The 14532-nt window shown below is 66.1% G+C and carries 12 protein-coding genes and 1 pseudogene; 4 read left to right on the top strand and 9 right to left on the bottom strand.

Going from position 1 to position 14532, the window contains the following annotated elements:
• The 9 genes and pseudogenes from ACK42S_RS09425 to ACK42S_RS09385 form a co-directional block, all read right to left on the bottom strand.
• Nucleotides 1-393 (bottom strand): annotated as a pseudogene (locus tag ACK42S_RS09425) (RTX toxin); the annotation flags it as partial.
• Nucleotides 394-846: 453 nt separating this feature from the next.
• Nucleotides 847-1449 carry a hypothetical protein gene (locus tag ACK42S_RS09420; protein WP_409706137.1) on the bottom strand — a complete coding sequence of 201 codons (603 nt, stop codon included), beginning with the start codon at nt 1447-1449 and terminating at the stop codon, nt 847-849.
• 74 nt (nt 1450-1523) lie between these two features.
• Nucleotides 1524-2945 (bottom strand): HlyD family type I secretion periplasmic adaptor subunit, encoded by a 1422-nt coding sequence (locus tag ACK42S_RS09415; protein ID WP_409706134.1) that lies wholly within the window; start codon nt 2943-2945, stop codon nt 1524-1526.
• An 8-nt stretch (nt 2946-2953) separates the two neighbouring features.
• On the bottom strand, nt 2954-5185 hold the full coding sequence (locus tag ACK42S_RS09410; RefSeq protein ID WP_409706131.1) for a type I secretion system permease/ATPase: 2232 nt from the start codon (nt 5183-5185) through the stop codon (nt 2954-2956).
• Between the two features lie 116 nt (nt 5186-5301).
• The gene (locus ACK42S_RS09405) at nt 5302-6105 is read right to left on the bottom strand and encodes an ABC transporter ATP-binding protein (protein ID WP_409706128.1); all 804 of its coding nucleotides are present in this window, start codon (nt 6103-6105) and stop codon (nt 5302-5304) included.
• A gap of 11 nt (nt 6106-6116) precedes the next feature.
• Nucleotides 6117-7013 (bottom strand): nitrate ABC transporter permease, encoded by an 897-nt coding sequence (ntrB, locus tag ACK42S_RS09400; protein WP_409706125.1) that lies wholly within the window; start codon nt 7011-7013, stop codon nt 6117-6119.
• 23 nt (nt 7014-7036) lie between these two features.
• A complete protein-coding gene (locus ACK42S_RS09395; protein ID WP_409706122.1) occupies nt 7037-8290 on the bottom strand; it encodes an ABC transporter substrate-binding protein in 1254 nt (417 codons plus the stop codon).
• Between the two features lie 285 nt (nt 8291-8575).
• On the bottom strand, nt 8576-9208 hold the full coding sequence (locus tag ACK42S_RS09390) for an ANTAR domain-containing response regulator (protein WP_409706119.1): 633 nt from the start codon (nt 9206-9208) through the stop codon (nt 8576-8578).
• Nucleotides 9209-9254: 46 nt separating this feature from the next.
• Nucleotides 9255-9527: a hypothetical protein gene (locus ACK42S_RS09385; RefSeq protein ID WP_409706116.1), complete on the bottom strand. Its 273-nt coding sequence runs from the start codon at nt 9525-9527 to the stop codon at nt 9255-9257.
• A 227-nt stretch (nt 9528-9754) separates the two neighbouring features.
• On the opposite strand from ACK42S_RS09385, the gene tsaD reads away from it, so the two are divergent.
• The 4 genes from tsaD to pnp form a co-directional block, all read left to right on the top strand.
• Nucleotides 9755-10789 carry a tRNA (adenosine(37)-N6)-threonylcarbamoyltransferase complex transferase subunit TsaD gene (gene tsaD, locus ACK42S_RS09380; protein WP_409706113.1) on the top strand — a complete coding sequence of 345 codons (1035 nt, stop codon included), beginning with the start codon at nt 9755-9757 and terminating at the stop codon, nt 10787-10789.
• 78 nt (nt 10790-10867) lie between these two features.
• Nucleotides 10868-12160, top strand: coding sequence for a branched-chain amino acid ABC transporter substrate-binding protein (locus ACK42S_RS09375; protein WP_409706110.1), 1293 nt, complete (start codon nt 10868-10870; stop codon nt 12158-12160).
• Between the two features lie 166 nt (nt 12161-12326).
• Nucleotides 12327-12596 (top strand): 30S ribosomal protein S15, encoded by a 270-nt coding sequence (gene rpsO / locus ACK42S_RS09370; RefSeq protein ID WP_062196133.1) that lies wholly within the window; start codon nt 12327-12329, stop codon nt 12594-12596.
• Nucleotides 12597-12798: 202 nt separating this feature from the next.
• Nucleotides 12799-14532 (top strand): polyribonucleotide nucleotidyltransferase (gene pnp, locus ACK42S_RS09365; RefSeq protein ID WP_409706107.1); only part of this gene is annotated, 1734 nt, incomplete at its 3' end.

The raw sequence follows: 14532 nt of genomic DNA, 5'->3' as shown, positions 1-14532 counted from the left end.
GTTCAGGTCGCGCCACAGGCGCACCTGACTGAAAGCCTCGTCGTTGGGATCGAAGACCCCGTCGCCGTTGCTGTCGACGCTGCGCAACGCCTCGAAGCCGTCGCGGGCGGTGCGGGTCTGGCCGTTGGTGTCGGTGATGAGGGTGTCCACCCCAAACAGTTCGCGGCCCGAGTCGATCACGCCATTGCCGTTGCGGTCCAGCGCCAGCCAGGCATCGTCACCCCGCAGCCAGCCCGTGCCGGTGCGGATGCCGTCGGCGTTGTGATCGAAGAGGATGGGGTTGGAACCCACGCCGACGGTCTCGATGCCGTCGCCGTCCAAGTCGATAGCTAGGGGGTCGCGGGGGGCCCAGGTGATGGCGTTGGAGTAGTGAGTGTTGATTGTGGGGTCCATGCCATAAGGGTCGATGCCCCCCCAACCCTCAGCGTCCCATGTTCCTGGAATATCACTGGAAACCCCATCTCCACCGTTGACAGCAGCGTCGTATACACGGTCATAAAACCACTCGTATCCGGCACCTGCTACCCACCCTGCCACAAATCCCCCAGCTGGGGTGAATATGGGACTTGTCCAAAGCCCGACGGCCGTGCCAAAAGCGACCGAGCCAACAACCCGTACTGATTCCACGGTCGGATTGCTACTGTTGGCGGCAGAGATCGCCGAGTTCGCGGCCTGAGTGATTTCAGCTGCAGTCATTGCCGAGTCGCCATTCTGCGCGACTATGTTTGCAATATCGTCGCCTGCTGAACGGATAACGTTGTTGAGGGCTGAGGGCGAAGATTCAATTATAATAATCCCTCTGGTGACACCATTATCGATGATAATAAATCCTCTGGCGAGAGACATTCATTCCTCCTGATGGATAAAGGTTGTGTAAATGAGGATTGCAGCCGAATAGATGGCGAGGCCGACAATCGCTGACAGAACGAAGAACACTACGACTACGTGACGAGCGAATTCAGGTACAAGTGGAAGCGCTGGCCCTTGGCTGAGAGCGAAGAGGGCTAGGCCAATCGTCGCCAGAAACACAAGCTTGGCCTTCGGAAAATTGAAGGTGAGAAAGAAAAGGTTTCCTGCTGTCGTCGTGCTTGTTGATGCTAGGTGCTCTCGGAGCGCGATTGCACGCTGTAGCGTTAGAGATGAATTCAGTTTCGGTGCGATCAGGTAAGGTGTTTTCCCAAGGTGTCCAGCGGTGGTGTTTGTCAGCGCTCTAGAAAGACTGCCGAGGTCGTCCCCTAAGGCGATTGTCTCTTTGCTGATGACCAACCACCTAAGGATATGTAGGCAAGCAGTCGCTAAGAGCGTTCCAAGCAGCAACGGGTCAGTTAGTAGGTTGGTTCTTGTTTGATCTCTAAGAAAAGCTAATGCAATCTGGACGATCCATGCTGAGTTCGCCAAGTGAATTAGTGCGTGGAGAAAATTATGGTCACGACTGAATTCTGTTTTCATGCGGATCCTATCATAATTCTACCGCTTGCGATTTTTTGGTATTTCATCTTTTTTTGGTTATTTTTCAGAAATTTTTATCTTTCCCTCAACCCTTCCTTGAGATTCCTCTGCACCGGACTGAGCAGATACTCAATCACCCGCCTCTTCCCCGTCTTGATCTCCGCCGTGAGATTCATCCCCGGCGCCAGCCGGATGGGTTTGCCGTCCACGTCGATCTGATGGGCCTTCAGCTTCAAGGTGGCCGGGAAGATCGCCCCCTTCTTCTCGTCGTTCACCGCATCGGCCGTGACCCAGGTGACCTCGGCGGGCACGGTGCCGTATTTCGTGAAGGGGAAGGTCTCCAGCTTGATGGCGGCTTCCTGCCCCACATTCACAAACCCGATGTCCTTGTTGTCGATCGTCACCTCGGCGGTGACTTCGGCGTCATCGGGCACGATCACCATCAGCGGCTGGGCTTCGGTCACCACCCCGCCCGGGGTGTGGATGGCCAGCTGCTGCACCGTGCCGGCCGTGGGGGCGGTGAGCCGCGTCAGCTCGGTGCGCTGCTGGGCCTTGGTGGTCTCTTGCGCAAGTTGCGCCTGCTTCAGCAGCGCCTCGGCCCGCCGGTCGCTCAGGGCGCGCTGCGTCTCGGCCAGGAAGGCCGCCAGCTGCTGGCGGCTCTCGAACCAGGCCGCTTCCGTTTCCCTCAGGCGGGCCTGCTGGGTGGCCAGGTCCTGCTCCAGCTCGATGCGCTCGCGCGTGCGGTCCTGGTTGGCGTGGCCCGCCACAAAGCCCTGCTTCGCCAGCGCCTCGAAGTCGGCCTCGCGCTGGCGTGCCAGCGGCAGGGTGGCCTGCAGCTTGGCGATGCTGGCCTTCACGGTGTCGATCTCAGCCTGGCGGCGGCTCAGTTCGGCCTGCAGCCGCGCGCGCTTGGCGGTGATGTCGCTCCACTCGGCCCGCAACCGAGGGCTGCCCCCGCTGGGCGCCGTGCCACCGGCCAAGGCGTTCAACAGGGCCTGGGCCCGTTCGGCTTCATCGGTGGCCGCAGTGAGCTGCTCCGTGATGCTGGCCTGATCGGCACGGGCCCGGGTGGCGTCCAGCTCCACCAGCACCTGGCCGGCCTGCACGCGGTCGCCGTCCTTCACCAGGATGGCGCGCACCACGCTCACCTCCAGCGGCTGGATCACCTTGGTACGCTCGCTCACCACGATGCGCCCCGGGGCCACGGCCACGATGTCGATGCGCCCGAAGATGGACCACACCACCGCGATCAGGAAGAGGCTGCAGATCGCAATCGCAAACCGTCGCGGCGCCGGGTGCACCGGGGTCTCCTGCAGGCTGAGCGCGGCGGGCAGGAAGGCCCGTTCGTCGGCCAGGCGCTTCGGGCCGGCCAGTTCGTGGCGCAGGCCCCAAGCCGCCTTGAAGATGGCGGCATAGCGCCCCAGCAGCTCACGTACCGGGTGCGGCGGGCTGGGCGGGTCGTTGGCTGCCGGCACGGCGCCCACGGTCGTGTCCATCGTCCCGCTCATGCCGCCCCTCCCGCGCTCATGCCGGTCTGCATGCGCCACAGGTGCGCATACAAACCCTTGGGCCGGGCGGCCAGTTCCTCGTGTGGCCCCATCTCCACGATACGGCCCTTGTCCATCACCACGATGCGGTGGGCCTGGCGCACGGCGCTCAGGCGGTGGGCGATGATGAGCACGGTGCGCCCGCGGCAGATGGCGGCCATGTTGCGCTGCACGATGGCTTCGCTCTCGTAGTCGAGCGCGCTGGTGGCCTCGTCGAAGATGAGGATGCGCGGGTTGTGAAACAGCGCCCGGGCGATGGCGATGCGCTGGCGCTGGCCGCCACTCAGCCCCGTGCCCTGTTCCCCCACCACGGTGTCATAGCCCTCGGGCAGTTCGCTGATGAACTCGTGGGCGCCTGCCAGCTGGGCGGCGTGGATCACGGCTTCCAGCGGGGCGGCCGGGTCGACGATGGCGATGTTCTCGCGCACGCTGCGGTTGAAGAGCAGGTTCTCCTGCAACACCACGCCCACCTGGCGGCGCAGCTGGGCGGCGTCGATCAGGCCGATGTCGAGACCGTCCACCAGGATGCGGCCCTGCTCGGGCGCGTACAGGCGCTGCACGAGCTTGGTGAGCGTGCTCTTGCCCGAGCCGGAGCGCCCGACGATGCCGATCACCTCGCCGGCGCGCACATCCAGGCTGAGGCCGTGCAGCACGGGCGGGGCTTCGGGGCGGTAGCGGAAGGTGACCTGGTCGAAGCGGATCTGGCCCTTCAGCGGTGGGAGCTGGGCCGCCGCGCTGGGCGGCACCTCGGTGCGGGTGTTGAGGATGTCGCCCAGGCGGGCCATGGAGATGCCGGTCTGCTGGAAGTCGGTCCACATCTGCGCGATGCGCATGATGGGCTGGGCCACGCGCTGGGCGAACATGTTGAAGGCCACGAACATGCCCACCGTGAGCTGGCCGTCCATCACCAGGTGGGCGCCGTACCACAGGGTGGCGGCGTTCACGAGTTTGCCGATGAGGTTCACACCCTCGTGCGCAAACGACGACAGCGTCTGGGTCTTGAAGCCGGCCGACACATAGGCGGCGAGCTGGTCGTCCCAGCGCCGGGCCATGGCGGGTTCCAGCGCACTGGCCTTGACGGTCTGGATGCCGGTGACGGCTTCCACCAGCAGGGCCTGGTTCTCGGCGCCGCGGGCGAACTTCTCGTTGAGCCGCGCGCGCAGCACCGGCACCACCGCCAGGCTCAGGCCCACGTACAAGGGCAGGGCGGCCAGCACGATGAGGGTGAGCGGCACGCTGTAGAAGAGCATCACCGCGATGAAGACCACCGAGAACACCAGGTCCAGCACCAGGGTGAGGGCGTTGCCGGTGAGGAAGCTGCGGATGTTCTCCAGCTCGCGCACCCGGGCCACCGAATCGCCCACGCGGCGGGCCTGGAAGTAGGCCAGGGGCAGGGCCACCAGGTGACGAAAGAGCCGTGCACCCAGCTCCACGTCGATGCGGCTGGTGGTGTGCGAGAACACATAGGTGCGCAAGGCGCTCAGCACACTCTCGAAGAGCACCACCACCACCAGGCCGATGACCAGCACGTCCAGGGTGGTGAGGCCGCGATGGACCAGCACCTTGTCCATCACCACCTGGAAGAAGAGTGGCGAGATGAGCGCAAAGAGTTGCAGGAAGAGCGAGATGAGCATCACCTCGCCCAGCAGTTTGCGGTGCTTGACGAGGCTGGGGATGAACCAGCTGAAGTCGAACTTGGCGAGTTCCCCGGCCAGCGAGGCACGGCTGGTGACGAGCAGCAGCTCGCCCGACCATTGCTCGGCAAACACGTTCAGGGGTTCGATGGTGGGGCGGTTGCCTGAACGGGGTGAGGACGGATCCTGGAAGAGCACGCGCTGGCCGTCGCATTGGGCGAGCACGACCCAGCGGCCGTCGCGCAGGCGGGCCAGCGCAGGCAGCGGCGCCAGCGTCAGGCGCTCGACTGCACTGCGGTGGGGCTTGGCCTTGAGGCCCAGGTGCTGGGCGGCCAGGCGCAGGTGGGTGGTGTCCAGCGCTTCACTGGGCGGCCAGCCCATCTGGTGGGCCAGGGTCTCGGGCTCGGCCGCCACGTGGTGCAGGCGGGCCAGCAGGCACAGGGCGTGGAGGGGGGCGTGAGGGGCAAGCGAAGCCCTCGACGAAGGCGGGGCCCCTGGTGTTGGCGCCAGCGCAGACGCAGCGACGTCTCCAGGCCCACCCTGCACTGCAGACATTCACACCCTCCTTGAATCGTTGGCGTTTGAATTGCCGCCAATTCTTCAAGAGGTTTCAAGGAACTGCGTTCCCCCAAAGGGGGGTGGATGCCCAGGTTTCTGTAACGGGGTGTGTGTCAGGCAGCCAGCCGCTCCATGTAACCGTGGCGCGTGTAGAGGAAGTCCAGCACCGCCTTGCGGCAGGCGATGTAGTGGGCGTCCTCGGCCAGTGAGACGCGCTCGCGCGGGCGCGGCAGGTCCACGCGCAGGATCTCGCCGATAGTGGCGGCCGGTCCGTTGGTCATCATCACGATGCGATCGGACAGCAGCACGGCCTCGTCCACGTCGTGCGTCACCATCACGACCGTGCTCTTCGTGCGCGCCACGATCTTCAGCAACTCGTCCTGCAGGTGCGCGCGGGTGAGGGCGTCCAGGGCGCCGAAGGGCTCGTCCATCAGCAGCACCTTGGGTTCCATCGCCAGCGCCCTGGCAATGCCCACGCGCTGCTTCATGCCGCCCGAGATCTCGTGCGGGCGCTTGGTGGTGGCGTGTCCCATGCCCACCAGCTCCAAAGCCGCCAGGGTGCGCGCCTTCAACTGGGCCTTGGACTCCTTGCCGCCAAAGACGCGGTCCACGGCGAGGTGGACGTTCTCGAAGCAGGTGAGCCAGGGCAGCAGCGAGTGGTTCTGGAACACCACCGCCCGCTCTGGGCCGGGCTCGCGGATCTCGCGGTTGTCGCACAGCAGCACACCCGCCGTGGGCTTGAGCAGGCCCGCGATCAGGTTGAGCAGGGTGGACTTGCCGCAGCCCGAGTGGCCGATGAGCGTCACGAACTCGCCGCGGGCCACATCGAGGTGAATGTCGTGCAGTGCGTGGAAGCTGCCCTTCTTGGTGTGGAAGACCATCTCGGCCGACTGCACCTGGATGAAATGGGGGGTCATGATCGGTCCTTTCACTCGGCGTAGCTGAAGCGCTTGGCGATGGCGATGAGCGCTTGCTCCAGCAGCAGGCCCACGATGCCGATCACGAAGATCGCGATCAGGATGTGCTGCACGTTGAGGTTGTTCCACTCGTCCCACACCCAGAAGCCGATGCCCACGCCGCCGGTCAGCATCTCGGCGGCGACGATCACGAGCCAGGCCGTGCCCACCGACAGCCGCACGCCGGTCAGCATGTAGGGCAGCACCGAGGGAAGCAGGATCTTGGTGATGACCTTCCACTCCGACAGATTCAGCACGCGAGCCACGTTCAGGTAGTCCTGCGGCACCCGTTGCACGCCCACGGCTGTGTTGATGATCATCGGCCAGATCGAGCAGATGAAGATGGTCCAGATGGCCGCCGGGTTGGCCGCCTTGAACACCAGCAGGCCGATGGGCAGCCAGGCCAGCGGAGAGACCGGGCGCAGCAGGCTCACGATGGGCGAGAACATGCGGTTGACGATGGCAAAGCGCCCGATCAGGAAGCCCATCGGGATGCCCACCAGCGCGGCCAGGCCGAAGCCCATGCCCACCCGCTGCAGCGAATAGAGCACGTTCCAGCCGATGCCCTGGTCGTTCGGCCCATTGCGATAGAACGGGTCGGCAAAGAGTTGGACGGCGGCTTCCCAGGTGGCCCCCGGCGTGGGGAAGCTGGTGCTGTTGACGGTGGCCAGGCCCCAGATGCCGATCAGCAGGGCCACGCCGAAGACCGGCGCCAGCAGGGCAAGGGCCCAGCCGCGCCAGTCGATCGGGGCCCGGGCAGGTCGGGCCGGTGCCGGCGCGGCGGTCGCCACCTTGGATCGGCTCGGGCTGGAGGGGCACTGGGCGGCCGGGCTGTCGCCGACCGAAGGATGAAAGACGGCACTGACCATGATGGGCTCCCGTGTGTGCTGACTCAGACCTTGATCTTGAAACTGTCGGCGTACTTGGCCGGGTCCTTGCCGTCCCAGACCACCCCATCGATGAGCTTGCTCGATCGCATCACGTCCTTGGGCAGGCTCACCTTCGCAGCCGTGGCAGCTTGCTTGTACAGATCGATCTGGTTGATCTGCCGGGCCACCTCGAGGTAGTTCGGGTGCTCCTTGATGAGGCCCCAGCGCTTGTGCTGGGTGAGGAACCACATGCCGTCGCTCAGATAGGGGAAGTTCACCGCGCCGTCGTTGAAGAACTTCATGTGGTGGGGGTCGTCCCAGGTCTTGCCCAGGCCGTTCTGGTAGCGGCCCAGGATGCGCTGGTTGATCACGTCCACGCTGGTGTTCACGTAGGCACGGTCGGCCACGATCTCGGCCATCTTGAGCTTGTTTTGCAGGCCGGCGTCGATCCAACGACTGGCTTCGAGGATGGCAGCAACCACCGCACGGCAGGTGTTGGGATACTTCTTGACGAAGTCTGCGGTGGTGCCCAGGGTCTTCTCGGGGTGATCGGTCCACACGTCCTGGGTGGTCACGGCCGTGATACCGATACCGTCCATGATGGCGCGATGGTTCCACGGCTCGCCCACGCAGAAGCCGTCCATGTTGCCCACGCGCATGTTGGCCACCATTTGGGGGGGCGGCACGGTGATCACCTTGGCATCCTTGAACGGGTTGATGCCCGCACTGGCCAGCCAGTAATACAGCCACATTGCATGGGTGCCAGTGGGGAAGGTCTGGGCGAAGGTGTAGTCGCGCTTCTCGGAGGCCATCAGCTTGGCCAGCGAGGCGCCATCGACAGCCCCTTTGTCCGAGAGCTTCTTTGACAAGGTGATGGCCTGGCCGTTGTTGTTCAGGCTCATCAGCACGGCCATGTCCTTCTTGGGACCGCTCACGCCCAGATGCACGCCGTAGATCAGCCCGTACAGCACATGCGCCATGTCGAGCTCGCCGTTGACGAGCTTGTCGCGCACGCCGGCCCACGAGGCCTCTTTCGTGGGGATGATCTTCACGCCGTACTTTTTATCGAAGCCCAGCACCGAGGCCATCACGACCGAGGCGCAGTCGGTCAGCGGGATGAAGCCGATCTTCACCTCCTCCTTCTCGGGCTTGTCCGAACCCTGGGCCCAGACGGCGGTGTGCAGTCCGGGCACCATGCCGGTGGCGCCGGCCGCGGCCGTGGTCTTGAGCAGGGTCCGGCGGCTCAGGCGGGCCTTGAGCAGATCGTGGGCTTTCATGCGTCGCGTCCTTGATTTCATCGAAGCACCAAACAGAAAAGGCGTCCTCACGCAGCCTGCGAACAGACCGGTGGGGACGCCTTCGTCCTGGGGCCGGGGCATCGTCCTTGATGCCACCGGGCCGTTTGCGCGGGTCGCCGTTGACCTGCGCGCAAGAGCTTACGCATGAACCGTGCCAGGGTTTTGCCGCAGCAGCGCTGTCGGCGGTGCCCCGGTGCGGTGCGCCTGCAGCGGTTGCTGAGCCTGCGGTTTGTGCGGCGCACAACGGCGGTGCGCCACGGCGCATCAGGCCAGGAGTTCGTTGGCGTCGATCAGCCGCTGGGCCAGGTCGGCCAGCCGCAGGCCCTTGTCCATCGACAGCTTGCGCAGCCGGGCATAGGCTTGCGCCTCCGTGCAGCCCAGCCGGGCCATCAGGATGCCCTTGGCCCGATCGACGAGCTTGCGCTCCTGCAACTGGGTGCGCACATCGGCCAGTTCGCGCCGCAAGCCCTCCTCGTGCTGGAAGCGGGCCATGGCCACTTCCAGCACCGGCTTGACGCGCTCCGGTGCGAGCCCGGCCACCACATAGGCATTGACGCCCGCGGCAATGGCGTCGCGCACATGGCTGGTGTCCTCGTCGTCGGTGAACAGCACGATGGGCCGGCGCGCATCGCGGGTGGCCATCACCACATGCTCCAGCGTGTCGCGTGCCTCGCTCTCGGCATCGACGATGATCATGTCGGGTTGGATCTGTGCCACCCGCTCGGGCAGGTAGGCATCGGCCGGCAGCACCGCCACGATGTTGCAGCCGGCCTCCAACAGGCCGATGCGCAGGCTGCGCGAGCGCTCGGCCTGCCAGCCCGCAACGGCGTCGTCCGGGTCCGGGGTGAGCGTTTCCGGTGCAACGATCAGAATGCGCAGGGCAGGGGACGGGCTCATGCCCGCCGCCTTGCAACTATCGGGCCACGCCGAGGCCCCCGGGGGCTCAGACGCGCAGGGCGCGGCGCAGCCAGGCCATCGAACGCGAGGCCATGCCGGCGCCCAGCGGGGCGCGCGGCTGCGTGCGCTCCACCAGCACCCCGCGGGTGCTGAGCTGGGCCAGGAAATGCTGGACCGCGTCGCGGCCCAGACCGCTGGCACGCACCAGCAGGGTCAGCGGGACGAAGCCCTGGGACATCTGATGCAGCATCCGCTGGTAGGCGGTGCGCTGGTAGGCGGGCGGCAGTTCGGGCCAGCCCGAGAGCTTGTATTCCTTCATGATCCCAAACGACTTTGGACGGTCGAAACGCCGCTCTTGCGTGTGTACCGCAACGGGTGGCAAGACTAACCGCCCGTGCGTTTCCCTGGGAAGGGAATTCGGCGCAGTGTGGTGCATTCCCTAGGTTGGAGTTGTGACAAAGCGCTAACAGATCGTGCCAAGTTGTAACTGGGGCGGGCAAATATCCCTTGTTATCCGGGTCAACCCCAGGGCGCTACACTGCCCGGATGTTGGTTCTGGGCATAGAGTCTTCCTGTGACGAAACCGGCGTGGCCCTGGTGCGCGCCGACGCCGGCCTGGCTGCGCCCCGGTTGCTGGCCCATGCACTGCACAGCCAGATCGACATGCACCAAGCCTACGGCGGCGTGGTGCCCGAGCTGGCGTCTCGGGACCACATCCGGCGGGTGCTGCCACTGACCCGCCAGGTGCTGGCCGAGGCCGGCTGCCGCCTGGACGAGATCGACACCATCGCCTACACCCGCGGCCCGGGCCTGGCCGGTGCGCTGCTGGTGGGGGCCGGGTTGGCCTGTGCCCTCGGGGCGGCGCTGGATCGGCCGGTGGTGGGGGTGCATCACCTCGAAGGGCATCTGCTCTCGCCCTTCTTGTCGGCCGATCCGCCCGAGTTCCCCTTCGTCGCCCTGCTGGTGTCCGGAGGCCACACCCAGTTGATGCGGGTGGACGACGTCGGCCAGTACGAACTGCTGGGGGAGACCATCGACGACGCCGCCGGCGAGGCCTTCGACAAGTCGGCCAAGCTGCTGGGCCTGGGGTATCCCGGCGGCCCGGCGCTGGCCCGGCTGGCCGAGTTCGGCGACCCGGAGGTCTACGAGCTGCCGCGTCCGCTGCTGCACAGCGGCAACCTGGACTTCTCCTTCGCCGGGCTGAAGACGGCCGTGTGGACCCAGGTGCGCAAGCTCGGCGATGCCGTGTGCGAGCAGGACCGCGCCCACCTGGCTGCGGCCACCCAGGCGGCCATCGTGGAGGTGCTGGTGAAGAAATCGCTGGCGGCGCTGAAACAGACGGGCCTCAAGCGCCTGGTCGTGGCCGGCGGGGTCGGGGCCAACCGTCGCCTGCGCGATCTGCTGGATGCCCAGGCACAGCGTCGGGGCCTGAGGGTGCACTATCCCGAACTGCATCTGTGCACCGACAACGGCGCCATGATCGCTCTGGCGGCCGCGATGCGGCTGCAGCGCGATCCGGGACGGGCGCGGCGCGACTACGCCTTCGATGTTGCCCCCCGCTGGGACCTGGCCACGGCCTGAGCCGCCGAGCCGGCGTTGCGCGCTGGCACAATCCGCGCCCGATCCCTTTCCCTGGCCCAGCCCGACGAACCCCGGTCCATGAAGACTCTTGTCACGAACACCCTGCGCAGGACCCTGGCCCTGGCCGCGGCCCTGGTCGGCCTCGCAACCCCTGTGGTGGCCCAGCCGCGGCCCGAGCCGGTGCGCCTGGGCCTCATCGAAGGTCTGTCCGGTCCGTTTGCGAACGCGGGGGAGGCCGTGCACCGCAACCTCGCCTGGGCGGCCGAGCGGGTCAATGCCCGTGGCGGCGTGAAGCTGCCCGGGGGCGCGCGGCCGCTGGAGATCGTGCGCCTGGACAGCAAGGGTCAGACGGAGGAGGCCCTGTCGATGCTGCGATCGGCGATCGACCAGCGCATCGCTTTCGTCGCCCAGGGCAACAGCTCGGCCACGGCGGCGGCGTTGATCGACGCCATCGAAAAGCACAACGAGCGCGACCCGCAGCGCCGCGTGCTCTTCCTGAACTATGCCGCCGTGGAGCCCAGCCTGACCAACGAGCGCTGCAGCTTCTGGCACTTCCGCTTCGATGCCCATGCGGACATGCGCCTGGCCGCGCTGATGGATGTGCTGGCCGAGGACCGCTCGGTCGACAGCGTCTACCTGATCGGCCAGGACTACAGCTTCGGCCAGCATGTGGTGCGCAAGAGCCGCGAGATGCTGGCCCAGCGCCGCCCCGACCTGAAGATCGTGGGCGAAGAATTGCACCCAATGGGCCGCATCAAGGATTTCCTGCCGTACGTGGCCAAGATCAAGGCCTCGGGCGCCCAGGCGGTGGTGACCGGCAACTGGGGCAATGACCTGACCCTGATGATCAAGGCCGCCCGCGAGGTGGGCCTGCAGGCGAAGTTCTACACCTTCTACGGCAACGCCCTGGGCGTGCCGGCGGCGATCGGCGAGGCCGGCGTGGGCCGCGTGCTGGCGGTGGCCGAGTGGCATCCCAATGCCGGCGGGGCCGCTTCCGACCGCTTCTATGCGGCCTTCCGCGAGCGCTTCCCCCGGGCCGCCGACGACTACCTGCACATGCGCATGCAGACCATGGTCGAGATGCTGGTGACCGCCATCGAACGCGCCGGCGCGACCGATCCGCTCCAGGTGGCCCGTGCGCTGGAAGGGGCCCGCTTCGACGGCGCGGCTCTCGGCGGCGTCCACCAGGGGGTCATGCGCGCCGCCGATCACCAGTTCATCCAGCCGCTGTACGTCAGCCTGATGCAAAGGGCCGGCAGCGAGGGGGTGCGCTTCGACAACGAGGGGTCCGGCTACGGATTTGCCACCGTGCGCCACCTGAGCGCGGCACGCACCGAGCAGCCCCACCAGTGCCAGATGCGCCGCCCCTGAGTCGCGCAAAACCGTCCCCGTGTACAATAATCAAGTTTTGCAGCAAAAAACTGCAAGACAAGGCACGGCGCGGGGAGGTTTCACCCGCGACCGCAAGTGAGTACGAAACCGCTCATCCCGGCGCGCGCCTGAGTCGCCGGGGTGGCGGTCGATTCCAAGGAACGACATGTCGATCGCAGATCTGAACAAGGCCGAGATCATCAAGGCCCACGCTCGCGGCGCCGCCGACACCGGGTCTCCCGAAGTGCAGGTGGCCCTGCTGACCGCCCGCATCAACGAACTCACCCCCCACTTCCAGCTCCACAAGAAAGACCATCATGGTCGCCGTGGTCTGCTGAAGATGGTCAACCGCCGCAAGCGCCTGCTGGCCTACCTGAAGGACAAGGACGCCGAGCGTTACACGGCGTTGATCCAGAAGCTGGGCCTGCGCAAGTAAACGCCCGAGGATGACCAAGAGCCTGTCTGGCGTCCCCAGCACAGGCTCTTTGTTTTTTGTCGGAGTCCGCGCCACTGCAATGGAGTTGCTGTGTCATTCCAAGGCGCCTGCGGGTCAGGCCCCCTGGAATGGCACTCCGCTCCGGTGACGAGGCTCCAGGCTTTGCGCGCAGCCGCATGCGCGCCTATCACCGGAGACATCCATGAGCATCTTCAACAAAGTCACCAAGACCTTCCAATGGGGTCAGCACACCGTCACGATGGAGACGGGCGAGATCGCGCGCCAGGCCACCGGCGCGGTGCTGGTCAACATGGACGACACCGTGGTGCTGGCCACCGTGGTGGCGGCCAAGAATGCCAAGCCCGGCCAGGACTTCTTTCCGCTGACCGTCGACTACATCGAGAAGACCTATGCCGCCGGGAAGATCCCGGGCAGCTTCTTCAAGCGTGAGGGCCGGCCCAGCGAATACGAGACCCTGACCTCGCGCCTGATCGACCGTCCGATCCGGCCGCTCTTCCCCGAGGGCTTCTTCAACGAGGTGCAAGTCGTCGTGCACGTGCTCTCGCTCAACCCCGAGGTCGAGCCCGACATCCCCGCCATGATCGCCACCAGCGCTGCGCTGGCCGTCTCGGGCATTCCCTTCAACGGCCCGATCGGCGCCGCGCGTGTGGGCTATGTCAACGGCGAGTACGTGCTCAACCCCGGCAAGACCCAACTGGCGCAGTCGCGCCTGGACCTGGTGGTGGCCGGCACCGAGGCGGCCGTGCTGATGGTCGAGTCCGAGGCCGACCAGTTGCCCGAGGACGTCATGCTCGGCGCCGTGGTCTTCGGTCACGAGCAGGGCAAGGTGGCGATCCAGGCCATTCACGAACTCGTGCGCGAGGGCGGCAAGCCCGAGTGGGACTGGCAGCCTGCGCCCAAGGACGAGGCCTTCATCGCCAAGGTCACCGCCCTGGCCGAGGACAAGCTGCGCGCGGCCTATCAGATCCGCTCCAAACAGGCCCGCACCCAGGCGTGCCGTGAAGCCTATGCCGCGGTGAAGGAAGCGCTGGGCGCCGAAGGCCTCGAGTTCGACGAGGTGAAGGTCGACGGCCTGCTCTTCGACATCGAGGCGCGCATCGTTCGCAGCCAGATCCTGGCCGGCGAGCCGCGCATCGACGGTCGCGACACCCGCACCGTGCGCCCCATTGAGATCCGCACTGGCGTGCTGCCGCGCACCCACGGCTCGGCCCTGTTCACCCGTGGCGAGACCCAGGCCCTGGTCGTGGCCACCCTGGGCACCGACCGCGATGCGCAGAAGATCGACGCGCTGGGCGGTGAATTCACCGACCGCTTCATGCTGCACTACAACATGCCGCCGTTCGCCACCGGCGAGACCGGCCGCGTGGGCAGCCCCAAGCGCCGCGAGATCGGTCACGGCCGGCTGGCCAAGCGGGCCCTGGTGGCCGTGCTGCCCTCCAAGGACGATTTCGCCTACTCGATGCGCGTGGTCTCCGAGATCACCGAATCCAACGGTTCGTCCTCGATGGCCTCCGTGTGCGGGGGCTGCCTGGCGCTGATGGACGCCGGCGTGCCCCTGAAGGCGCATGTGGCCGGCATTGCCATGGGCCTGATCAAGGAAGGCAACCGCTTTGCAGTGCTCACCGACATCCTGGGTGACGAGGACCATCTGGGCGACATGGACTTCAAGGTGGCCGGCACGACCGAAGGTGTGACCGCCTTGCAGATGGACATCAAGATCCAAGGCATCACCAAGGAGATCATGCAGGTCGCGCTGGCCCAGGCCAAGGAAGCGCGCATGCACATCCTGGGCAAGATGGTCGAGGCTGTCGGTGGTGCCAAGACCGAGGTCTCCCAATTCGCCCCGCGCCTTTACACGATGAAGATCAACCCGGAGAAGATCCGCGACGTGATCGGCAAGGGCGGGGCCACCATC

The organism is Caldimonas sp. (assembly GCF_046289365.1).
Taxonomy (GTDB): Bacteria; Pseudomonadota; Gammaproteobacteria; order Burkholderiales; family Burkholderiaceae_C; genus Caldimonas.
The sequence above is the reverse complement of the archived record's forward strand: the minus strand, read 5'-3'. Positions and strand labels throughout refer to the sequence as shown.

Coding starts and splice junctions, on each gene's coding strand:
- ACK42S_RS09420 (WP_409706137.1), bottom strand. CDS start 1,449: ATGAAAACAGAATTCAGTCGTGACCATAATTTTCTCCACGCACTAATT.
- ACK42S_RS09415 (WP_409706134.1), bottom strand. CDS start 2,945: ATGGACACGACCGTGGGCGCCGTGCCGGCAGCCAACGACCCGCCCAGC.
- ACK42S_RS09410 (WP_409706131.1), bottom strand. CDS start 5,185: ATGTCTGCAGTGCAGGGTGGGCCTGGAGACGTCGCTGCGTCTGCGCTG.
- ACK42S_RS09405 (WP_409706128.1), bottom strand. CDS start 6,105: ATGACCCCCCATTTCATCCAGGTGCAGTCGGCCGAGATGGTCTTCCAC.
- ntrB (WP_409706125.1), bottom strand. CDS start 7,013: ATGGTCAGTGCCGTCTTTCATCCTTCGGTCGGCGACAGCCCGGCCGCC.
- ACK42S_RS09395 (WP_409706122.1), bottom strand. CDS start 8,290: ATGAAAGCCCACGATCTGCTCAAGGCCCGCCTGAGCCGCCGGACCCTG.
- ACK42S_RS09390 (WP_409706119.1), bottom strand. CDS start 9,208: ATGAGCCCGTCCCCTGCCCTGCGCATTCTGATCGTTGCACCGGAAACG.
- ACK42S_RS09385 (WP_409706116.1), bottom strand. CDS start 9,527: ATGAAGGAATACAAGCTCTCGGGCTGGCCCGAACTGCCGCCCGCCTAC.
- tsaD (WP_409706113.1), top strand. CDS start 9,755: ATGTTGGTTCTGGGCATAGAGTCTTCCTGTGACGAAACCGGCGTGGCC.
- ACK42S_RS09375 (WP_409706110.1), top strand. CDS start 10,868: ATGAAGACTCTTGTCACGAACACCCTGCGCAGGACCCTGGCCCTGGCC.
- rpsO (WP_062196133.1), top strand. CDS start 12,327: ATGTCGATCGCAGATCTGAACAAGGCCGAGATCATCAAGGCCCACGCT.